Annotated in this window: 20 protein-coding genes and 2 pseudogenes; 6 read left to right on the forward strand and 16 right to left on the reverse strand. The window is 44.9% G+C overall.

Annotated elements, in window-relative coordinates; translation table 11 throughout:
• Window positions 1-273 precede the first annotated feature (273 nt).
• The 3 genes from sigE to MSA64_RS00445 form a co-directional block, all read right to left on the reverse strand.
• Complete coding sequence (sigE, locus tag MSA64_RS00435; RefSeq protein ID WP_022173073.1) at window positions 274-1011, reverse strand: RNA polymerase sporulation sigma factor SigE; 738 nt, start codon at window positions 1009-1011, stop codon at window positions 274-276.
• 11 nt (window positions 1012-1022) lie between these two features.
• A complete protein-coding gene (locus MSA64_RS00440) occupies window positions 1023-1880 on the reverse strand; it encodes a sigma-E processing peptidase SpoIIGA (RefSeq protein ID WP_154432431.1) in 858 nt (285 codons plus the stop codon).
• A gap of 195 nt (window positions 1881-2075) precedes the next feature.
• The gene (locus MSA64_RS00445) at window positions 2076-3734 is read right to left on the reverse strand and encodes a glycoside hydrolase family 13 protein (RefSeq protein ID WP_154432430.1); all 1659 of its coding nucleotides are present in this window, start codon (window positions 3732-3734) and stop codon (window positions 2076-2078) included.
• 411 nt (window positions 3735-4145) lie between these two features.
• Between MSA64_RS00445 and MSA64_RS00450 the strand changes: the two genes are divergently transcribed.
• On the forward strand, window positions 4146-5048 hold the full coding sequence (locus tag MSA64_RS00450) for an AraC family transcriptional regulator (protein ID WP_287890092.1): 903 nt from the start codon (window positions 4146-4148) through the stop codon (window positions 5046-5048).
• Between the two features lie 21 nt (window positions 5049-5069).
• Here the strand turns inward: MSA64_RS00450 and MSA64_RS00455 are convergent, their stop codons facing one another.
• Both MSA64_RS00455 and MSA64_RS00460 read right to left on the reverse strand, forming a co-directional pair.
• Window positions 5070-6422 carry an MATE family efflux transporter gene (locus MSA64_RS00455; protein ID WP_154432429.1) on the reverse strand — a complete coding sequence of 451 codons (1353 nt, stop codon included), beginning with the start codon at window positions 6420-6422 and terminating at the stop codon, window positions 5070-5072.
• Between the two features lie 62 nt (window positions 6423-6484).
• On the reverse strand, window positions 6485-7081 hold the full coding sequence (locus MSA64_RS00460; RefSeq protein WP_154432428.1) for a GNAT family N-acetyltransferase: 597 nt from the start codon (window positions 7079-7081) through the stop codon (window positions 6485-6487).
• A 373-nt stretch (window positions 7082-7454) separates the two neighbouring features.
• On the opposite strand from MSA64_RS00460, the pseudogene MSA64_RS11855 reads away from it, so the two are divergent.
• From MSA64_RS11855 to aroD, 3 genes and pseudogenes are all read left to right on the forward strand, one after another.
• Window positions 7455-8349 (forward strand): annotated as a pseudogene (locus MSA64_RS11855) (oxidoreductase); the annotation flags it as partial.
• Window positions 8312-9130, forward strand: a complete 819-nt coding sequence (locus MSA64_RS00470; RefSeq protein ID WP_287890095.1) for a shikimate dehydrogenase — start codon at window positions 8312-8314, stop codon at window positions 9128-9130. The pseudogene MSA64_RS11855 and the gene MSA64_RS00470, both read left to right, overlap by 38 nt.
• A gap of 33 nt (window positions 9131-9163) precedes the next feature.
• Window positions 9164-9925, forward strand: coding sequence for a type I 3-dehydroquinate dehydratase (gene aroD, locus MSA64_RS00475; protein WP_287890097.1), 762 nt, complete (start codon window positions 9164-9166; stop codon window positions 9923-9925).
• A 138-nt stretch (window positions 9926-10063) separates the two neighbouring features.
• Here aroD and MSA64_RS00480 read toward each other — a convergent pair whose 3' ends face one another.
• From MSA64_RS00480 to MSA64_RS00500, 5 genes are all read right to left on the reverse strand, one after another.
• Window positions 10064-10564 (reverse strand): MFS transporter, encoded by a 501-nt coding sequence (locus MSA64_RS00480; protein ID WP_330639008.1) that lies wholly within the window; start codon window positions 10562-10564, stop codon window positions 10064-10066.
• A gap of 14 nt (window positions 10565-10578) precedes the next feature.
• Complete coding sequence (locus tag MSA64_RS00485; RefSeq protein WP_277663926.1) at window positions 10579-10722, reverse strand: hypothetical protein; 144 nt, start codon at window positions 10720-10722, stop codon at window positions 10579-10581.
• Between the two features lie 13 nt (window positions 10723-10735).
• The gene (aroE, locus tag MSA64_RS00490; RefSeq protein ID WP_154432426.1) at window positions 10736-11617 is read right to left on the reverse strand and encodes a shikimate dehydrogenase; all 882 of its coding nucleotides are present in this window, start codon (window positions 11615-11617) and stop codon (window positions 10736-10738) included.
• A gap of 23 nt (window positions 11618-11640) precedes the next feature.
• Window positions 11641-12492: an FAD-dependent oxidoreductase gene (locus MSA64_RS00495; RefSeq protein ID WP_330639006.1), complete on the reverse strand. Its 852-nt coding sequence runs from the start codon at window positions 12490-12492 to the stop codon at window positions 11641-11643.
• Between the two features lie 249 nt (window positions 12493-12741).
• Complete coding sequence (locus MSA64_RS00500) at window positions 12742-13527, reverse strand: shikimate kinase (RefSeq protein ID WP_277663927.1); 786 nt, start codon at window positions 13525-13527, stop codon at window positions 12742-12744.
• 259 nt (window positions 13528-13786) lie between these two features.
• Here MSA64_RS00500 and trpS point away from each other — a divergent pair, with 259 nt between their 5' ends.
• Window positions 13787-14848 (forward strand): tryptophan--tRNA ligase, encoded by a 1062-nt coding sequence (gene trpS / locus MSA64_RS00505; RefSeq protein ID WP_022173084.1) that lies wholly within the window; start codon window positions 13787-13789, stop codon window positions 14846-14848.
• A gap of 227 nt (window positions 14849-15075) precedes the next feature.
• On the opposite strand, the gene MSA64_RS00510 is transcribed toward trpS, so the two are convergent.
• From MSA64_RS00510 to MSA64_RS00520, 3 genes are all read right to left on the reverse strand, one after another.
• Entirely contained in the window at window positions 15076-16701 is a 1626-nt protein-coding gene (locus tag MSA64_RS00510) for a hypothetical protein (protein WP_287890102.1), read from the reverse strand.
• Window positions 16702-16799: 98 nt separating this feature from the next.
• The gene (locus MSA64_RS00515; RefSeq protein WP_154432423.1) at window positions 16800-17789 is read right to left on the reverse strand and encodes an aldo/keto reductase; all 990 of its coding nucleotides are present in this window, start codon (window positions 17787-17789) and stop codon (window positions 16800-16802) included.
• 147 nt (window positions 17790-17936) lie between these two features.
• On the reverse strand, window positions 17937-18704 hold the full coding sequence (locus MSA64_RS00520) for a nucleoside phosphorylase (RefSeq protein WP_287890104.1): 768 nt from the start codon (window positions 18702-18704) through the stop codon (window positions 17937-17939).
• A 223-nt stretch (window positions 18705-18927) separates the two neighbouring features.
• Between MSA64_RS00520 and MSA64_RS00525 the strand changes: the two genes are divergently transcribed.
• Window positions 18928-19437, forward strand: coding sequence for a Uma2 family endonuclease (locus MSA64_RS00525; protein WP_287890106.1), 510 nt, complete (start codon window positions 18928-18930; stop codon window positions 19435-19437).
• Between the two features lie 71 nt (window positions 19438-19508).
• On the opposite strand, the pseudogene MSA64_RS11860 reads toward MSA64_RS00525, so the two are convergent.
• The 3 genes and pseudogenes from MSA64_RS11860 to MSA64_RS00540 form a co-directional block, all read right to left on the reverse strand.
• A pseudogene (locus tag MSA64_RS11860) lies at window positions 19509-19733 on the reverse strand (rhamnulose-1-phosphate aldolase); the annotation flags it as partial.
• 75 nt (window positions 19734-19808) lie between these two features.
• Window positions 19809-20057 (reverse strand): hypothetical protein, encoded by a 249-nt coding sequence (locus MSA64_RS00535; RefSeq protein ID WP_022173088.1) that lies wholly within the window; start codon window positions 20055-20057, stop codon window positions 19809-19811.
• A gap of 134 nt (window positions 20058-20191) precedes the next feature.
• Window positions 20192-21287 (reverse strand): sedoheptulokinase (locus MSA64_RS00540; protein WP_287890108.1); only part of this gene is annotated, 1096 nt, incomplete at its 5' end.

A 21287-nucleotide genomic window follows, 5' to 3' on the forward strand; every position in this document is an offset into this window, starting at 1 on the left:
TTTCTTTCAAGCAATAAACATAGTTTAACTGTAACTATTCAGTAGCCACTGTCCCGCGAGGTGTTTTGACATGAATATGTCAAAATCCCGAGACATACAAGCCAAAATGCCATCACCGAAGGTGATTTACGTGAGCAACGAGTCAAAGTCCGTGCTTGCACGGAACCTTGAGGAGTGCCGCGATAACGATAAAAACTCGCAAAGCGTGTTTTTATCGTTTAAATGCATTTTGGCTCGTAACTGTGAAGGTACTGAACAGTTACGTTTAACTGTTTATTCATAGCGGACAATTTCTTTTTTTAACCGCACCATGATCCTTTTTTCCAGTCTGGAGATGTAGGATTGAGATATTCCGAGAAGATCTGCCACTTCTTTTTGCGTTTTTTCTTTTCCATCCGGCTGATTCAGCCCGAAGCGAAGACAGATGATCATCTTTTCTCTGGCATTTAGCTTGTTAATAGCTTTTACCAGAAGCTTACACTCCACCTCGTGCTCCAGATCCCTGTAGATCACATCTTCGTCTGTTCCGAGGATATCAGAAAGCAGCAGCTCATTCCCGTCCCAGTCCACATTCAACGGTTCATCGATGGAGACTTCCATGCGGGTTCTGCTGTTTCTTCTCAGATACATCAGGATTTCGTTTTCGATACAGCGGGACGCATACGTTGCAAGTTTAATCTTCTTTTCCGGATTGAAGGTATTGATTGCCTTGATCAGTCCAATCGTTCCAATAGATATCAGATCTTCCATTCCAACACCGGTGTTATCAAACTTCTGTGCGATGTATACCACAAGGCGCAGATTGTGTTCGATCAGACTTGCCCTCGCCTGCTGGCTGTCCTCTTTTGTCAGACTCTCTATCACTGCGGATTCCTGCTGAGGAGATAACGGATTGGGCAGTACGTCTGCTCCACCGATATAATACACCTCTCCGGGTTTTCTCCACAGCATGCGGGAAAAACCCGGTAACATACGCATACGAAAATGACTGGGTAATACTGCCTGCATCATAGAATTTCCTCCTAACTGTCTATCAGATTTGGATGTAAGATCATCTGACAGTCCCCGAAAGCAGAACTGTCTTCCCCCGAAAAAGCGACCACCGGAGCGTGGATCACTTTCTGTACGTTTTCATTTTCCAGGTACATGGCATCCAGCGTGACTGCTACCAGCAGCCCGCAAGAACAGCCAAGACTGGAATAAACCAGAAAATGTGGATGCATACGCCGAAACGACAAAGCCGCTTCTTTTTCTGCCTTTCCCCTCTGAAATTCCTGTAATTTTTCCATTGTATCTGCATCACAAAGCTTTTCCAGAGTTCCTTTTTGAATGATACTTACCGGTTTTTGTGCGATCGGATCATACAGGCTGTTCCCTGTATCAAAAAAGGCATTTACCTCTGTAATCTGCCCTTCCATCTGCAGTCTTACCCGGCAGCGGATCCTGCTTTTTTTTCTCCATTCCCGGTATCGTGGAAGAACAGCAGCATACACAAGGTAACAGACGGTTCCCGCCAGCAATACGTCTTTTGTCCCGGCAAATCCCAGGAATCGTTTCAGGACTTCCAGCATACCTCCCATGAGGAATCCTGCTATGTACAGACCGGCGATTCCACCACAGAGCCTTCCTGGTGTCCGCAGTCCACATCCAAACCTCACCATGATTGTGTTGATTGCCACATATGCCAGTAATGTATTCGCCGGAAAGCTGACGGGTAAAAGAATCAGCATACAATAACTCAAAGCTCCAAAAGCAGCTCCTCCAAGAGAAGCCAATACTCCTGCCCTTCCTCCACACAGTTTTTTTACCAGTCGGAGTAAATAATAATCCATCACCAGATTGGTAACAAACAGTTCATCCGGATAGATTGTGTAAGACAAAAAGCACCCCCTGTTCCATCTGGAATACTTACTGGAAAACAAGTATTATTATATGGAACAGGAAGTGCTTATTTTGTCAAAAATGGGGTGTCGAACGACAGTTTCGCTCGACACCCCATTCCTGATTTTTCACTTTTTCGAAATTATTATACATATTCCTTTCGGATCAGCGGTATATTTTCTTGTTTTTTATTATTATTTGTAGAGAATTACTCTTGTTTCATATGGCTGCAGAACACCTGCTACATGGTTTTTGTAGTTAGTGATCAGTTCTTCGCCTTCTTTTCCTTCGAACAGATCGCAAGGTACTTCTTTGTTTGTAAAGTTACAAGCTACCACCAGTTTCTCATCGCCCAGTATTCTCTCGTATGCATAGATATCATCGTTGTCTTCCAGCAGTCCGTGGAATACACCCTCTACGATAATCTCATTCTCATGACGCAGCCGGATCAGTTTCTGATAGTAGTAGAATACACTGTCTTTGTCTTCCAGGGCAGCCTTTGCGTTGATCTGTGTATAGTTTTTGTTCACACTGATCCATGGCGTTCCTGTGGTAAATCCGGCATTTGCGCTGTCATCCCACTGCATCGGAGTTCTGGCGTTATCACGGCTGACCATCTTCAGACAGTTCAGCATCTCTTCCTCTGTCATCAGACCGCTCTCGGTATACTCTTTGTATGCGTTGATAGCTTCGATATCTTTGTAATCATCGATGGATTTGAAATATGCATTAGTCATGCCAATTTCTTCGCCCTGATAGATATACGGAGAACCTTTCAGCATATGCAGGCAGGTTGCGATCATCTTTGCGGATACCTCACGGTACATCGGGCTGTCATCACCGAATCTGGATACGGCACGCGGCTGATCGTGGTTATCCCAGTACAGACTGTTCCATGCTTTTCCTTCCAGGTCATTCTGCCATTTGTTCATGACAGCACGGACTTTTTTCATTTCCGGTTTCTTAGTGGTCCATTTGCCGTATTTTCCTTCTGTTGTTCCCATGTGTTCAAACTGGAATACCATGTTCAGTTCGCTTCCATCCAGATTTGCATATTTCTTTGCTTCCTCTGTTGTAACACCTGGTGTTTCACCAACAGTGATCAGATCAAATTTGGAAAGTACACGCTGGTTCATTTCCTGCAGATATTCATGTACATGAGGTCCGTTGCATACATATGGTGACATATCGCCGTGCAGTCCATCACGGATCTCTCCGTCCGGATATGCAGGATCTTTGGAGATCATGCTGATAACGTCCATACGGAAACCATCTACACCTTTTTCACACCACCAGGTCATCATGTTAAATACTTCGTCACGTACTACCGGGTTCTCCCAGTTCAGATCCGGCTGTTTTTTTGAGAAGCAATGCAGATAATACATTCCTGTTTCTTCGTCAAACTCCCAGACAGAACCTCCGAAGCATGCTCCCCAGTTATTAGGCTCTTTGCCGTCTTTCGGATCTTTCCAGATATAATAATCACGATACGGATTGTCTTTTGATTTTTTGCTTTCCAGGAACCATCTGTGCTCATCGGAGCTGTGGTTTACTACCAGATCCATCACCAGTTTGATGCCTCGTTTGTGCATCTCAGCGATCATCCGGTCAAAGTCTTCCATTGTTCCGAAATCGGTCATGATATCCTGATAATCGGAGATATCATATCCATTGTCATCGTTCGGGGATTTATAGATTGGTGACAGCCAGATCACATCAACTCCCAGTTCTTTCAGATAATCCAGATGTGCGGTAATACCATTCAGATCACCGATACCGTCTCCGTTGCTATCTGCAAAACTTCTTGGATAAATCTGATAAATAACACTACTTTTCCACCATGCTTTGCTCATATGTTTGTCCTCTTTTCTTTCTTCCGAAAATTTTCTGTATTTTCAGACTCGTTTTCATATATATTCAGGATACTATATTTCATTTCACATTTCTTGTAATATATTGCTATTTTTTTATACTATATTCACTTTCTGTTGCTCTGTTTTTGACACCTATGTAATATCTTTCTGTGTGTTTCTTCCATTTTTCATAAGAAATACACAAAACAGAGCAATCGTTACTGTTCACTCCGATTCCGGTAACACGCTTCGTGGGATATTACCAATGAACAGTAACGAATAATCCACGATATCCCTGTGATCCATGCGTTATCTCTTTCTTTTTTGAAAATCATGTGTTATCTTTAGAATATAAACATAGCATTTTGAGATAATTACTCGATTAAATTTTAATTAAAGGACTGTATTTACATGAATAGCTTATCTTATCACGAAAGTCACTCTCATGGTTCTCTCGGTCTTCCGTTTCAGGCATACTCTCAGGAAGATCCTTACGGGCAATACTTTGTGCCATATCACTGGCATGAGGAAGTGGAATTTATATATGTTACCAAAGGAAGTCTTGTACTTCGTACCCAGAACCGTACCCGGCTGCTCCAGGAAGGACATATTTATTTTATTAATCCCGGCACACTGCACGGACTGTTTGGAAACAGTCCGTTTTCCCACCATTATGCGCTGGTTTTCCGGTTGGATATGCTGAATTTTCTTCAGACAGATTCCTGCCAGACCTCTTATCTGGTACCTCTTTGCACCGGAAAATATCTGTTTCCCGATAGTGAAGCACTTGCTCCGGAACTCACTGCTCAGATTGCTGCACTCATAAAAAAAGCAGCCGACGAGTACCGAAACTGCGATACCTCGCTGACTGCCGCTCTCTCGATCAAGATCACGCTGTTGCAGATTCTGGAAATGCTGTTTGCCAGCCAGTCCTTTATCCCCGGTACACAGGCAGGAGAAACTTCCGGTGATGTGAATCCGTTAAAAGCTGTATTTTCTTATATTGAATCTCACTACGGAGAAAAAATATCTCTGGAAGACCTTGCCGGCACAATTCATATGAACCGGAATTATTTCTGCCGTTTTTTTAAAGAAAAGGCAGGAAAAACACCGTTTTCCTACCTGAATGAATACCGGGTCAACCAGGCGGCCTCCCAGCTGCTCTCCACCCGGCTTCCCATCACTGAGATTGCATTAAACGCCGGTTTCGAAAATATGAGTTATTTTATCCGTCAGTTCAGACGTTGCAAAGGCTGTACCCCTTCTGCCTACCGGAATACCGAAGACCCCAAGTCTCTGCCGATTCCGTTCTGACATTCTGTATCTGTTTTTCCGTCAGGCAGCCACCTGTTTTTTTGTGCGGATTACCCATTGGAACACAATCACAAACAGCACACCTTTAACAATGGAAGTCGATGACAGTGCCCACCAGATACCGTTCAGTCCCAGCGAAGTCCCTCCAAGAATGATCGCCAGCGGTATCCGGGCACTGGTAAAGATTATGCTGATCACACTGCATAGATGTGTCCTTCCCAGTCCGGAAAGCGCTCCTACTGTCGTTGTCTCAATACATAAAAAGGCTTCGCTGAATCCAACGATGATCAGATAATCAACCGCTGTGGCAATCGCTTTCGGCTCATGGAAGAAAATATTTGCGATCGGACGCGGAACACACACAAACAACAGCGTAATGAAAATCCCCCAGATTCCGACTGTCCACTGAGATGCCCGATATCCTTTCTTTACACGCCCCATCTCTCCCGCACCATAGTTCTGCGCGATAAACGCATTTAACGCGGTGGCGAATCCGTCTGCCGTATTCCAGGATATGGATTCAATCTGTCCTCCCACACGCTGTGTGGCGATGGCTTCTGCCCCAAAAGCAGATACCATGCGGGTGATTACCATCGATATCACGCAGTATGCCATTCCCTGTATCGCAGTAGGAATTCCGATTTTGCAGATCCCGTTCAGATATTCTGCCGGAATTTTTGCGAACAGGGTAATACCTTTTAATACATTTTCTTTCTTCTGTTTCACGATTCCAAGAATCATGATACTCATAACGATAAACTGCGCCGTTACCGTTGCAATGGCTCCTCCTGCCGCACCCAGTTTCGGAAGCGGTCCCGGTCCGAGAATCAGAAGCGGATCCAGGATCATATTCATCGCCAGACCGATCAGGTTCGCATAAAACGGTGTTTTCGAATCTCCCTGCGCCGTATAGATACCGGTCAGTGTCACCGACAAAAATGAAAAGACGATCAGTCCGCAGGCAATCTCTGTGTAGACAAATGCCGCCGCATACGCCTCCGGATCCTCCAGTTTAAAAAATCCGATCATCTGCTTTGTAAAAATAAGTACAACCAGTGCATACACCAGCCCCATCACCGTTGCCAGCTGAACCGCCGCCTGGGCATACCCATGAGCCTTTTCCTTATCTCCTCTTCCGACACACTGCCCCACCTGCACCTGTCCGCCCATCCTTGCCATAGATGCAAATCCCTGAGACAGCCAGGTGAACATGCCTCCGACACCGATACCAGCCACTGCTTTTGAGCCGAGCAGTCCGATCCATGCCATATCGGTAATGTTGTATAAAGTTCCCAGAAAGGAAGACGCCATGATCGGTATCGCCAGTTTGGTCAGCGTCTTCAGAATAGGCCCCTTCGTCAAATTTCCTTCCATGTAATATAATTCTCCTTACATCATATTTTTCTTTTTGTGCTTCATCCACTATTTCTCTGATTTTATGCTTCCCATGGTGTCGGATCTTTCTTTAAAAGTTCCGGAAACGTGATCATCGCCGGCTGTTTTTTCTGATGTTCGCCGATTATTTTCTCCATCCACACCATGTTATACCAGGTATCAAACTTATACCCGCACTGATAAAATTCTCCCACCAGCCGGTATCCCAGATGATGATGAAAATCCATGCTGTTGCGGTCAAGATGTTCATCCGGCACTTCCGGCACACCGATGCAGGCATTCAGATTTGTGATGTTCTGCTTTTTCAACACCTGTTCCAGCGCCGCATACATCTTCTTTCCAAGTCCTCTCTTTTTCTGATCTTCCCGGATATAGATCGTCGTCTCTACCGCCCAGTCGTAAGCAGACCGTTCATTGAATGTCCCTGCATACACATACCCCAACAGCTCCCCGTTTTCTTCCAGTACCAGATATGGGTATTTCGTCAGAATATGGCGGATCCGTCCGGCAAACTCTTTCTCCGATGGTACTCCATATTCGAATGTGATCGCTGTTTTCTCCACATAAGGCGCGTAGATCTCCAGAAGTCCTTTTGCGTCTTCCGGCTTTGCCACCCGGATCGTCAGTTCTTCTTTCATGCTATCCCTCTCCTTTTTTCAAACATATGTTTTATCTTACCATTCCACCGCCCGATATGCAATGTGAATCCGTATTACAGTCGTTTTTTCTTATTTTAATAAAATTTAGAATAACCGATAGATTTTTTTATCATACCGCAAATAATACGAATTAGTACTTGTTATGCTTTTGTTATACAATTAACACATACATGATACCTAAACGTCAAAAAGTCGGAAGTCTGGCGCAGGCTTGCTTGCAGGAAGATTTCTGACCTTGAGACTTGCCAGAAACATGAGTAAGTAGCCATTTTTTGAAGAAAAATGCGCGGATTACGAATGTTTTTGAGGATTGGGAGAGTACGAAGTACGGAACAATCCGGTATCAAATGGGGCAAAACGTGCGCAGATCGCAGATTTTGACGCTGTAGAGATTCATGCAGGACACTCTTATCTGATCAGCCAGTTTCTCTCTCCTACCACTAACAAACGTACTGACGAATTCGGTGGTTCTGTAGAAAACAGAACACGTTTCTGCCGTATGGTCATCGAAGAAGTCAGAAAACAGGTAGGACCTTTCTCTCCGATCATGCTGCGTCTGAGTGCAGATGAGATGGTAGAAGGTGGAAACACACTGGAAGACGGATGGCGTTCCTACATGCCAAGAGCTGTCAAAGAAAGATTCGGCAAACCATGTATCTCCATGGGAAATATCCGTGATCCGGAAGTGGCTGAAAAGCTCCTGGCTGACGGTGATGCAGATCTGATCGGTATGGGTCGTGGACTGATCGCAGATCCGGAATGGGTAAATAAAGTTGCAACCGGTCACGAATGTGATATCCGAAAATGTATCTCCTGGAACATCGTGCCGCTGCTCTGGATAATCTGTATATCTTTACCGGAACACAGGCAACACCTGAAAACATCCGCAAGTTCCATCCGAACCTGATCGTTAATGCTACCGGCTCCGGCCCTCTGCTTCCTCCGATCAATGGTCTGATGGATAATATTGACAAAGAAGGCGGAAATGTTTATTCTATCTTAGGTATGATCAGTCATATCAACGATTTCCGCAGGATCTGGAAGGCAAAAAGATAGCTGTTATCGGTGGCGGTGCCGTAGGTCTGGATGTTGTGGAATTCTTTGCAACACGTAAAGCAGATATCTCTATCGTTGAAATGATGGATCAGATTGGCCGTGATCTGGATCCGGTAACCAAAAACGATATGAAATGTCAGATGAAAGCTCACGGTGTACACCAGCTCACCGGCAATGCAGAACGAAGCATTTGCAAAACTGGGATATGACTATGCATATCTGGCATTCGAAGTTGGTGCCGACGAGATTGAAGACGCAGTAAAGGCCATCCGTACTCTTAAAATGAGAGGATCCAACGTATCCATGCCAAACAAAACACTGGTAGGACAGTATCTTGACGAACTGTCACCGGCAGCCGAACTTTGCGGTGCTGTAAACACCATCGTCAATGATAACGGTCATCTGACCGGTCATATCACAGACGGTATCGGTTTTATGCAGTCTCTGAAAGACAACAACATCGATGTGATCGGCAAAAAGATGACCATCGTAGGTGCCGGCGGTGCTGCTACAGCTATTGAGATCCAGGCGGCACTGGACGGAGTTTCAGAAATCGTAATCTTCAACCGCAAAGACGAATTCTGGGACCGTGCAGTATCTACCGTAGAAAAGATCAACACCCGGACTTCTTCTCACGCAGTACTCTACGATCTGGCAGATCTTGACAAACTGAAAGAAGAGATGGATGACAGCTACCTGTTTGTCAACGCTACCGGTGTTGGTATGAAACCGCTGGAAGGACAGTCCGTAGTACCGGACAAATCTTACTTCCGTCCGGAACTGATCGTTGTCGATGTTCCTTATTCTCCACTGGAGACAAAGATGCGTTCCATGGCAAAAGAAGTTGGATGCAAGACCATGAACGGTCTGGGCATGATGCTGTTCCAGGGATCTGCTGCTTTCGAGTTGTGGACCGGCGAACCGATGCCTATCGAACACATGAAAGAAGTTCTGAACATCAAATACGACTAAAATGTAAAACGTTTTTCAGGAAAGGAAAACACTATGAATACTGTAAAAGTAAGAAACATTACCATCGGCGAAGGCAGACCGAAGATCTGTGTTCCGATCGTTGGTAAAACCCGCGAGGAAATCCTCAAAGAAGCCTCTACCTTCTCCGCACTGCCTGTAGATGTTGCAGAGTGGCGTGTGGACTGGTACGATGACGTCTTCGATACCGAGGAAGTTCTGGCCACCGCTAAGCAGCTGAATGAAGCTCTGGGCGAGATTCCTGTACTCTTCACTTTCCGAACCTCCAAGGAAGGCGGAGAAAAAGAAATCTCTCCGGAACAGTATGCACAGTTAAACAAAGCCGTAGCGGAAAGCGGCTATGTGGATCTGGTGGATGTGGAAGCATTTACCGGGGATGAGATTGTAACCTCCATCATTTCTCATGCCCATGCAAATGGCATAAAAGTCATCGCTTCCAACCATGACTTTGCAAAAACCCCTGAGAAAGACGAGATTGTTCGCCGTCTCAGGAAAATGCAGACCCTCGGCGCAGACATTCCTAAGATTGCTCTGATGCCGACCTGCAAAAAAGATGTTCTGACACTTTTAGAAGCCACTCTGGAAATGTCAGAACAGTACGCAGACCGCCCGATCATCACCATGTCTATGGCCGGAACGGGTGTTGTAAGCCGTCTGACCGGTGAGACCTTTGGTTCCGCACTGACCTTCGGTGCCGCTTCCAAAGCTTCTGCACCTGGACAGATCGGTGTCCATGAATTGAAACAGGTTCTGGACATCATTCACAAAAGTCTGTAATACAGAAAATAATAAAGCTTTAAAAACATAATTTCAAATTCCAACTTACTTCATAACCCTTTTGTATAAGATAAAAAGAGAAGACCTGCAGTAATTTCCCCTTACCGCAGGTCTTCTCTTATATTCTGTATCTTCTTTTTATATTATTCTGTATTTTGCTTTACTCTTCTGTACTCTCAATTTCTTTCTGTCCTGGTTACAGTTCAGCCACAGCATAAAGGTGGAAGAACTGGTAAATCCGATCAGCACAGCTGCCAGAGAAACTTTTGTCAGTTTCACTTTACTCTTCTCCTGTTTTTCACCGCTCTTCTTTTCTCTTACCGGGAACGGAAGTAACAGGATCAGAACTCCATCTATCAGGATCGCAATTCCTGCCACCAGAAAAATGGTGCGGTAGGACATATTTGCTGCCGCTACCATTCCGATAAAGAACGGCAGCAGAAACTGACTGATACACATGGAAAATTTTGTAAACAGATTCGCAATCGAAGGATTATTGACATAAATCTCCATACAGGTCGGACTTACACAGGTGTCCAGGAAGGAATTGGCGATTCCGCCCACAATGGCGAATGCATAGCCGATTCCCATCGACGGAGAAAATGCAATTCCGAAGAAAAAGATCACATAGCAGATCACACCGATCAATCCGCTTAACTTCCCACTGTCGCGCCCCACACTTTTGCAAACTGTGGTTTGTACTGTCCTAAAATAGACGCTCCTATTCCATGAATAAAATACGTGAAATACAATGCGAGAGATGTTATCACATAATTCTTCTTGCTGTTCTGTTTCATTTTTTACCTCATTTTATTTTGCGTTTTCCGCCTGGAACTTTTTATATTCCTCTACTGGCATATCCAGGCCGGTATATAATTTGTAGGCTGCAACTCCCTGCCACAGAAGCATGCCCTTTCCGCCGATGGTCTTTGCACAGCCGGCTTCTCTTGCTTCCCGGAGGAGTTTTGTTTCTTCCGGATTGTATACAACATCGCATACTACCAGATCCGGACGGAATACGGATTTGTCCGTGATCAGGGAAACATCTTCATGAGGTTTCATCCCTGCCATTGTTCCGTTTACCAGAATATCTGCTTTTGCGATCTCTTCTTTCAGTTTGTCCTGATCTTCGATACAGAATACCTGAACATCGCAATCCGGTACTTCTTTTTTCAGCTTTGCAGCTGTATTCTTTGCGCGATCCAGGAAAGGATCGTTCGGGTTAAAGATGGAAATAGATGCTGCTCCGTCCAGTGCACACTGCACCTGGATCGCTGTTGCAGCTCCACCTGCACCTAATACTACCATTTTCTTTCCTTTTACATCTACACCGTGGTCTCTCAGGTTTCCAACGAATCCGATTCCGTCTGTCATATGACCGACCAGTTTTCCGTTTTCGTTGACGATTGTATTGACTGCACCGATGATTCTTGCTGCATCGGATAATTCGTCCATGTTCTGTGCTGCTGCAGTTTTGCACGGCATGGTTACGTTGCATCCTCTCATGTTAAACAGACGCATGGCATCCAGCGCTGCCGGTACCTGATCTTCTTTGATATCAAAAGCCATGTAGCAATAATCCAGATTATGATAGCGGAAGCAGAAATTGTACATATCCGGGGATCCTGAATGTCCTACCGGGCTTCCAATCAGTGCCAATAATCCTGTTGTTCCTTTGATTCTCTGTTCCATCTTCTTTTCCTCCTGTTTTGGGTCTAAATCTGAGATGCCACATCGTAGGCTTCTTTCGTTGCATCCAGTGCACGTCTTGCACGGATTGCATCACCGATTACATAGGTATCCGGTACGATAGCTTTCACCTGTTCTTCAAGAGGATTATAATTTCTGTAACCCATGGAAAGTACAACGGAATCGTAGCCTCCGGCCTCGTGATGTTCGCCGTCTGCTGTCTCATACTCTACGCCGTCTTCGAAGAATCTGCATACTTTTGCTCCGGTAATCTGACCGATACCATATTCTTCGAAATCTTTCATCAGATATACTCTGTGCTCGTGGATCACATCTGCACCTACGGTATCTCTGAATTCAATAACTGTTACCTCGTGGTTCTGTTCGCCAAGGAAGGCTGCTGTCTCACAGCCAACCATTCCGCCGCCGACTACCAGTACTTTCTTACCTGCTGCACGTTTTCCTTCCAGCAGATCTGATCCGTAAATAATGGACGGATGATCGATGCCTTCGATCGGCAGTACCAGTGTCCGGGAGCCTGTTGCAAGAATCACGCTGTCCGGGTTTTCCTCTTTGATGAAGTCTGCTGTCACCTCGTGGTTCAATTTTATCTCAACTCCATCTTTTTGGCAACGATGAATGTAGCTGCGGATCATGTTTGTGATATCACCTTTTCCCGGCGGGTAAGCAGCCAGTCGCATATTTCCGCCAAGCTTTTCGCCTGCTTCGTATAAAGTAACCTCATGGCCTCTTTCTTTCGCGACAAAGGCTGCACACAGACCGGCAACACCGCCACCGATTACATGATATTCTTCGGTGTTTCTGCCTGTTTTAACGGTTCTGCATCCTGACCCAGGAACGGGTTTGTCAGACAACATAACGGTTTTCCTGCAGACAGGCGATACACGGAATCTTAAAAGATGCCTATCATCCGCCGGTGGTGGATATCTTCAAACAGTTTGTCATTGACCAGACACGAGGGGAACTTGATTACCGGACGATCTGATCCTGCCCGGTATCTGTTATCATTGGAACACGAACTTTGGCTCTTTGCTCGCGTAACTAAAAAAGCTGCAGAAACAATGTTTTTCCATTGCTTCTGCAGCTTTTTATGTGCTTTTCATAAATTATTTGTTATCCATCTGACGCAGTCTGTGGATCAGTTCTTCGCAGATCTGCAGCTCATCTTTTCCATCGGTCTCGATGACGATATCGGCAGCTGCCTCGTATTTTTCTCTACGTTTTTCCATCAGTTCCGCAATAAATGATACCGTCTTGTTGTTTTCGATCAGTGGACGGTCATGGCTGTCTTTGACACGATCCAGAATCGTCTCCGGTTTTGCGGTCAGTAATACGACACGACCATTTTTCTTCATCTCCACAACATTGCACTCTCTCATCGGAGTACCACCACCACAGGAGATAACCACATTGGTTCTCGACTGCATCTCGATCAGCAGATTGGTTTCCAGATCGCGGAAATACTGCTCACCATACACTTCGAAGATATCGGAGATACTCATGCCTTCTCTCTCGGCGATGATCTGATCCATCTCGATCACATCCATCGCAAATGCGGTTTTCAGAAATTCAGAAATCGTACTCTTACCCGCTCCCATGAAGCCGATCAGGACGATATTATAGTTGAACAGTTTTCTTGCCTGAATTCTTTTACTGTTCTGGGTAATGCTTCCAAAGACATCTTCCACTTCTGCTTTATGGCGTCTGTCTGCCATCCGGCGCTCCAGCCATTCTTTCTGTTTTGCTTCCTGTTCCGGCTGCAGGATCGGGATACCATTTGCCTCTTTATATGCCATGATATCTTCTACAATACGGTTACGCATAAGCAGTGCATCCAGAATAATTTCATCGCACTGTCCAAGACTTTCTCTTAATATTTCCAACTGATTCATTCTTCTTACCTTCCTTATTCAAGTTCAATACTTTAACATCTTTTCGTTATTATAACAGGTGTTTTTAGTTATCACAATACGATTTAATGTTTTTCCACTTTAAATTGCTAAATTTCGGAAAATTCTGTTCCCGGCGCGCCCGATTTTCCCTTTTGCGTTGTTGACAGTCCCTTACTCGGGCTTTATAATTAATTTATATTGCTCTGTCAGACGCATACTGCAGTTACACATTATTTACAGAGCACAAAGGAGAGTTTTTATGAAGCAAATTATTTTAACCGGCGACCGTCCAACCGGTCGTCTTCATGTGGGTCATTATGTCGGATCCCTGAAAGAAAGAGTAAAATTACAGAACTCCGGCAACTATGACGAAATCTATATTATGATCGCCGATGCGCAGGCATTGACCGATAACGCAGAACACCCGGAGAAAGTTCGTCAGAACATCATGCAGGTAGCACTCGATTATCTTGCCTGTGGTCTGGATCCGGAGAAATCCACGATTTTCATCCAGTCCATGATCCCGGAACTGACTGAGCTGACTTTCTACTATATGAATCTGGTTACCGTATCCCGTGTACAGCGTAACCCTACTGTAAAAGCTGAGATCCAGATGAGAAACTTCGAAGCCAGCATCCCGGTTGGATTCTTCTGTTATCCGATCAGCCAGGCCGCTGACATCACCGCTTTCCGTGCCACAAGTGTACCGGTAGGTGAAGACCAGATGCCGATGATCGAACAGTGTAAAGAAATCGTACACAAGTTCAACAGCGTATATGGCGAGACCCTGACTGAGCCAAAGATCGTCCTGCCAAGCAACCAGGCCTGCCTGCGTCTGCCGGGTATCGACGGTAAGGCAAAAATGAGCAAATCCCTTGGCAACTGCATCTACCTGTCCGACGAATCGGAAGATATCAGAACAAAGATCATGTCCATGTTCACTGATCCGAACCACATCCGTGTGCAGGATCCCGGAAAAGTGGAAGGCAACCCGGTATTCATCTATCTGGACGCATTCTGTCGCCCGGAACACTTTGAAGAATTCCTGCCGGACTACAACAACCTGGATGAACTGAAAGCCCACTATCAGCGCGGTGGCCTGGGCGATGTAAAAGTAAAGAAATTCCTGAATAACGTTATTCAGTCCGAACTTGAGCCGATCCGTAACCGCCGTAAAATGTGGGAGAAAAACCTGCCGGACGTATACGACATCCTGAAAAAAGGCAGCGCCGCAGCCAGAGAAACCGCCGCCAAAACATTGGACGATGTTCGTCACTCCATGCGCATCGACTACTTCACAGATGACAATCTGCTGAAATAAAGGGAAGCAGATCAGCACTTTTGCTGACCGCAATATATAAAGAATGTGCCTTGGCACATTCTCGCGCCTGCGGCGGTCGCTTGCGACATCTACCTTATACGCGCAGTGCGCATCCTCGCGGAGCGTTTTTTGCTTTACAGGAAAGCAATTTCTTGTAAAGCAAAAAAGATACGATATCATATCGTAAGAAAACCAATGATATGATATCGTATCTTTTTTTGTTATTTTTATTCTCCGGTAGCTTCCCGGTAGGCTTCGCTTCCCACCTCACTCCAGGATGTTTTTTCCCCTGAGATTACTTCCCCGGTTGTCTTATTCACTGCATAGAATCCGAGCAGCTGGGTATCTTTTCCTGTTTCCACCCTCTCATAGACAAACAACTCGCATTCTCCATTCTTTGATGTCCGGTCATAGACCAGGCGATTGTCCCAGCTGTTGCCATTCTCTTCACCGCTTTCAAAAATGGCATAAAAGTTTCCTTTTGCATTACAACTTGCAGTCACCTGGGAGACATCTCCGTCATCTGCTATCTCACCATGTTCTTTCATGTATGTATAGACTGCCCGCGCCTGAGACATCAGCGGATCTTCTGTTTCGGTATCTGCTCCGCTCTCTGTGGTTCCATCTATATTTGTATCTGTCGTATTCTCTCCGGTCGTCTGATCTTCTTCGGTTCCGCTATCATTCTGTATTTCCCCATCGGATATCTGTTCTGTCGAATCGTCTTCCAGTGTTTCCTCGGAGATTCCATATTCGATAATCTCATCCAGTGTCAGCGTTCGGCGGAAAAACAGTCCGGTAGCTTTGTTATAATAATACTCCGGCGGATCCAGCCAGTTTTCATGCTTCATCTCGATCACACCATTCGGCTGTACCTCTACCTCCGCATCACTTCCAAAAATCTGAGCCACCTGCATCAGGCTATTTCCCAAAAAGAGACAGATCCAGAGAATCACCAAAAAGATCTTCTGCACAGTCTTTGCACCCTTTCCTTTTTCCATCTGTTTTCCGATCAGCCGGAACAGTTTGACCAGCCAGTACAGCGTGAGCACTGTCCATCCAAAGAAAAGAACGAAAAAAGAGACATACACAACCCAGTCTCTGTAATGATACCGCCATGACAGTAACCCATTGACACTGTAATAGACTCCGGTATACAAAATCAGAATCGCAGCCAGCATCGTAACCACCGGCCAGGAAGCTTTCTGCTCCTCCCAGTCACTCACAGCAAGCACCAGTTTGTCCGGATTGCTCTCCGGTAAAAACAGGCTTTCGATTTCCTCCTGTGATAACTGCTGCGGTTTTTGTGGGATTGCATAACAACTGGTCAGCGCTTCCTGCCAGCTCTCCTGTGCATCCAGATATAGCGCTGCTGCCTGGTAAAAATAAAAACTGCGAAGCTGCGCTACATTCAATTTTTCCCTTTTCACCAGCTCCAGTGCCTGCAGTGCCATCTGCGGATGGTGCAGTTCGATCTGCTGCCTTGCCATCTGAAGCAGGGTAATGGAGCGAAGTTTTTCCTTCTTTTTATATAAGGTACGGTACATGGCATAATTATAATCATGCCGCTCCTGCACTTCCCGTTTTCTCATCCGTACGACATCGATCCGATTGCGTGCAACCAGTAACAGTGCCAGAAACACTGCCACAGAACAAAACAGCAGAACGATGGCTTTTAACATATCATTCGTATAATCGTCTCTTTTCAATGTCAGATACAGCAGGATATAGGTAAGAATCGCTGCCAGGACGACCAGGCTACGGTAGATCCGCTGCCTCCGAAGCCGCCACAACCCCAGCCGGTATCCACGGGTTGGCGGTGTGGACGGGTTGGAAAGGTCATAATAATTCATTGCGTATTCACCTCACACTATGATAATAGCTTTTATTTTTTTCTCATCTCGTTTATTTTAGCTTTCCTGTATCAGATACGCAAGACTATACGAATCGTTTACCCACAGAATTCAGGTGTTTCCAGGTCAAGATACGCGATTTCTTCATCGGAAAGTTGTAACAGCAGTGCTTCCCGGTTCGCTTTCATCCTGTCTGCTTTTGACATACTCGCGATTGCGAAAATATTCAACGGATGGGAAAATATCCAGTTCATGGCAATCTGTGCTACCGTCACACCGTGTTTTTCTGCGATGATTTCACAGCGTCGGAGGCGTTCAAAATTATCCGAACACGCATAGCCTGTCATTGCAAAAGAATCCAGATAGTCACTGGCATGATCCGCATACTCGCTTTTCATCCTGCCGGAGAAAAAGCCTCTGCCCAAAGATGCATACGCGATCACCGGCATCTGATTTTTTTCATACCATGCTCTGGCCTCTTGATTTTCCGGTCCGGAAATGTTGACGCATCCACCTCCCCACGGATCTTCCACCTGTCGGGCCAGACAGAAGTTCGGGCTGGAAACGGAAAACGGGATCAGGTTATGTTTGTAGGCATATTCATTAGCCTCCTCGATCCTTGTATGCATCCAGTTCGATGCACCAAACGCGCCGATGCTTCCTTCTTCATGCATGGCATTAAACGTCTCCACAGCTACCGCCACATCGATATCCGGATCATCCCTGTGAAGTATATAGATATCAATATAATCGGTTTTCAACTCTTCCAGTGACTTCTTCAGGTCTTTTCGCATCTCTTTTTCATTCACCCGTTTGTTCCACATGGCATCCGGATGGCCGCATTTGCTGAGAATGACTACCTCCTCCCGTCTGCCACTCTTTTCCAGCCAGTTGCCAAAAGAATGCTCCGCCTCCATATATACCCTTGCCGTATCAAAAGCATTGATTCCATTGGCCAGAGCCGCCTCAAAAAAATCCGTTCCATCTGCCCCGTCCTGGATCGGTGAAAATGCAGTTCCTGCAAAAATTCGGGATACCTTTTTGTCTACATAAGGAATCGAAGCGTATAAATTCTCCTTGTTTTTCATGTCTGTTCTTCCTTTCCCCAAATATAAAGTAACAGGTCAGAACTTTTTCTGCCCGTTTTTAATATCACCAGTTTACCATCTGCGGAACTCAGATTCCATAGACAAAACCCTGTTTTTTACAAAAGTCATATCTTCCTCTGATTTTCTTTATACCGCCAGTACAGAATCCATACATAATGTAAGTGCATATTCATATGCATTGCCGCCCCAGTTTCTCTCATCGTATCCGTCAACCTCGGCAAGACTGTCCGCCGTATATAATATCATTCCCCAGATCACATTCCTGAATGCCGCACAGGCGGCAAGTGCTGAACATTCCATTTCTACTACTGAGCATCCCTCTGCCTTCCTGTATGCAACCTTTTCTTTTGTTTCACGAAAAAATCCATCGGTTGACCAGGTAAATACTTCCTGATATTTCATCCCGTGTTCCAGTATCGTCTTTTCGATCGCTTTTCTTGCCCTTTTATTAATTTCCATAAATCTCGAAGGCGCAGCATAATGGTATGAGGTTCCTTCATCACGCAAAGCTTTCTCCGGTATCAGAAAAGTTCCTTCTGCAAATTTCTCCAACGCTCCGCAACTGCCCGCGGAAATAATTTCACGCACTCCATATCCAATCAGCCAGTCCAGAATCTGTGTCGCAGCCGCCGCACCCACCGGTGCCTGGCAAAGCACAATTTTTTCACCTTTATATGTTGTTATATAAACAGGATATTCTTTGGTCGCACTGATAAAATACGATACAATCTGTGCTCCGGTCTTCTCCGCATATTCATCAATGTATTCGCCAAGAAAGGCAAATACACATTTTTTCGGAAGAATCAGATTCAGGTTCTCATGCACTGGGCTGATCACTGCCGTTTGTTCTGTATCAAACTCCAATATTGGTATTTCATTTTTTATAATGCTCATATGATTTCTCCTTTTCCCCGTTATTTTCGAAACAGCTTTGTGCTAAGATAACATCACCAAAATCTGAAAAGCATCTGCCGGAACTGTAATTTTGGTTATTTTAACAAAGTTTTATCTGTTTTGCAAGACATCTTGATCTGCTCATCATTTGCTTTCCTGTTCTTGACGAATATCCTGCAAAACCTTATAATTATCTCAATAAAGTAAGGAGGTGCAGCGCTGTATGAATGATGCCTTACCAATCGAAGATTTAAGCAAAACTTATCTTGAACACTCTATGGTTATCAATAATTTTGTTATCAAAATCGGCAGCCAGATTAAAGACAGCCTGTGTCGTGTTTTTGGTGACGGTGTACAATATGAATGGCGTGAGAATGATGATAAGATAATCGTTCCTGATGTCTCCATCATCTGCAACCTGCGAGATCGTAAAAATATTTCTTTTACCGGTATTCCCCGTTTCGTAATGGAAGTTTTATCCAATGCCACGGAAGACTATGACCGACATGAGAAAATGGATATTTACTGTAAGGTGGGGGTCTCTGAATACTGGATCGTTGACTGGAGAAAAAAATCTGTGGAAATTTATCTTTTTGATTTTAGAGAAGATGGTACTGGGTATCCCTATCTTTACAAAACCGTCACCGCTCAGAATAAAGACGAGCTGCAACTGGTGATGTTTCCGAATCTTAAGATAACTTTTGATGAATTATTTGATCTTGGAGAATATTAATATATAGAAAAGCAGCCGGAACTGCATGTTGCCTTGTTCTTGCTGCTTTTCACTTTCAGCTTTTTAAATTTTTATTTATCATACAGAAACTCTTCTGAAAGGGTAACGTTAAAATTTTTAGCCAGATGTCTGAAATTATCAGGTGTGATTTTCTGCAGTTTATCAGGTCTCATTGACAGCATTTTTACCAGAATCTCTGCTGACTTTTCTGCTGTATGCATGAGGCCGAATGTGAGATCAAAATCCTCTCCGGCAGCAAACATTCCATGATGTGCCCAGATGGCAAGGTCATATCTTATTTTCCACGTTATCATTTTTTGTCTTTTCTGTTTTCTTTTCGGTATTTGTGCGGTGTCATTCCATATCGTTTCTTAAATTGCCTGAAAAACATCACCCTTATGAAGCACTAATTCCTTTCCCTCTATGCAATGCGTAATGCTGCCCTGTGCCACATACATAATCTCTACATAATGCTGACCCCTTTTAAGCAGCAGTTCCCTGTCTATTTCCTCTATCTTTTCCTTCACATACAATTGTCTTTCAATGTCACCCTGACCATCCAGATATTTCTGTTCTTCTTCAGATACCTCCATCAGTTCATCTAACAGCTTCTGTTTCATGTAACATCCTCTTCATACGCTTTAATAACTGTAATCTGCTGAAATGCATTCTCACATTTTTCTCATTCTCCTGTGCAAGCCTGGAATCTATACAATGATCACTGTAGAAATTAATCACATCCCATACTTTTCAATTATTCATCCTGCTGCATACTGCTCAATGCCGCCCCTGTTGCCGCTTCTTCTTCACATTCTGCCAATGCCAGTTTCGCGCCAAACATTTCTTCTACAATTTCACAGAGAACCGGATTCTTTCGCAATCCGTTTCCGGATCCGATCATGCATTTTATTTGCATTCCGGTTCCGTTCTGAATCGTCTGATACATCTGATAGAGTTCCCTGCTCATTCCCTCGAGAGTCCCGTAAACAAACGCTGCCGGTGTGAAATTGTCCACACTGAGATTGGTAATACTTCCGGTTTGCTCCGGATGTACTCTGGTTCCGTCAAATGTTGTTTCTATCTGAAGTTTTTGCCTGTTTTCCCTTCCGGTGCAGGATGCTTTCCCGTCTCCTGCCAGTTTCTCCAGGGTTTTGTACAGAGGTTTCTCCTGTCCGGTTGCCTCTTTCACAAATTCTCTGAAGAATTTTTCCAGCAGTGCATACGCTTTTCCTCCGCACAGAGAAGCTCCTGCAAGCAGGTAAGTACCATGTAAGAAAGGTCTTGCTTCGATTCCCTCCGCTGTAAAATACTGATCTGAGAGTACTGAGATCTGTCCGCCGGTTCCCATATTTACCAGCAATGTATTATTCTCATTTCCCGCTGCTCCGAGAAAACTTGCCTGATTATCGCCGATCGCTGTGGTCACGATTCGTTCTCTGTAACTTCCCAGTGCTTCGATTCTGGTGCAGACTTGCGGAAGCCACTGTTCTTCCACGCCCATTTTGTAAAGTTCTTCTGTCATGAAAGCATTTTTCTGTACGTTAAAGAATCCGAAACTTGCTCCATTGCTTGCATGCACCATTGCTTTTTTTCTTCCTGTCAGCTGCATCCCGAAGTAATCCATGATCGTACAGAAGCTTACTGCCGTATCCGGGATCAGATGATGTCTCAAATTATAAATATGCGTGACTATTCCATAGCCGGAAGCCACCTGCACGTTACATGTCTGCTGAATCTCTTCTGTCAGGGAACCGTTATTCTCCTCACAGAGACTTCCTCTCGCATCCTGCCAGGTATACAACGGACTGACACAGGTTCCTTCTTTGTCGATATAGACGATCCCATGCATC

This window comes from Oliverpabstia sp., from assembly GCF_022785585.1.
Classification (GTDB): domain Bacteria; phylum Bacillota; class Clostridia; order Lachnospirales; family Lachnospiraceae; genus Oliverpabstia; species Oliverpabstia intestinalis.

What these genes read in the sequence shown, in the direction of transcription:
- sigE (WP_022173073.1), bottom strand. Translation starts at nt 1,011, where the DNA reads ATGATGCAGGCAGTATTACCCAGTCATTTTCGTATGCGTATGTTACCG.
- MSA64_RS00445 (WP_154432430.1), bottom strand. Translation starts at nt 3,734, where the DNA reads ATGAGCAAAGCATGGTGGAAAAGTAGTGTTATTTATCAGATTTATCCA.
- MSA64_RS00450 (WP_287890092.1), top strand. Translation starts at nt 4,146, where the DNA reads ATGAATAGCTTATCTTATCACGAAAGTCACTCTCATGGTTCTCTCGGT.
- MSA64_RS00455 (WP_154432429.1), bottom strand. Translation starts at nt 6,422, where the DNA reads ATGGAAGGAAATTTGACGAAGGGGCCTATTCTGAAGACGCTGACCAAA.
- MSA64_RS00460 (WP_154432428.1), bottom strand. Translation starts at nt 7,081, where the DNA reads ATGAAAGAAGAACTGACGATCCGGGTGGCAAAGCCGGAAGACGCAAAA.
- aroD (WP_287890097.1), top strand. Translation starts at nt 9,164, where the DNA reads ATGAATACTGTAAAAGTAAGAAACATTACCATCGGCGAAGGCAGACCG.
- MSA64_RS00485 (WP_277663926.1), bottom strand. Translation starts at nt 10,722, where the DNA reads ATGAAACAGAACAGCAAGAAGAATTATGTGATAACATCTCTCGCATTG.
- aroE (WP_154432426.1), bottom strand. Translation starts at nt 11,617, where the DNA reads ATGGAACAGAGAATCAAAGGAACAACAGGATTATTGGCACTGATTGGA.
- MSA64_RS00495 (WP_330639006.1), bottom strand. Translation starts at nt 12,492, where the DNA reads ATGTTGTCTGACAAACCCGTTCCTGGGTCAGGATGCAGAACCGTTAAA.
- MSA64_RS00500 (WP_277663927.1), bottom strand. Translation starts at nt 13,527, where the DNA reads ATGAATCAGTTGGAAATATTAAGAGAAAGTCTTGGACAGTGCGATGAA.
- trpS (WP_022173084.1), top strand. Translation starts at nt 13,787, where the DNA reads ATGAAGCAAATTATTTTAACCGGCGACCGTCCAACCGGTCGTCTTCAT.
- MSA64_RS00510 (WP_287890102.1), bottom strand. Translation starts at nt 16,701, where the DNA reads ATGAATTATTATGACCTTTCCAACCCGTCCACACCGCCAACCCGTGGA.
- MSA64_RS00515 (WP_154432423.1), bottom strand. Translation starts at nt 17,789, where the DNA reads ATGAAAAACAAGGAGAATTTATACGCTTCGATTCCTTATGTAGACAAA.
- MSA64_RS00520 (WP_287890104.1), bottom strand. Translation starts at nt 18,704, where the DNA reads ATGAGCATTATAAAAAATGAAATACCAATATTGGAGTTTGATACAGAA.
- MSA64_RS00525 (WP_287890106.1), top strand. Translation starts at nt 18,928, where the DNA reads ATGAATGATGCCTTACCAATCGAAGATTTAAGCAAAACTTATCTTGAA.
- MSA64_RS00535 (WP_022173088.1), bottom strand. Translation starts at nt 20,057, where the DNA reads ATGAAACAGAAGCTGTTAGATGAACTGATGGAGGTATCTGAAGAAGAA.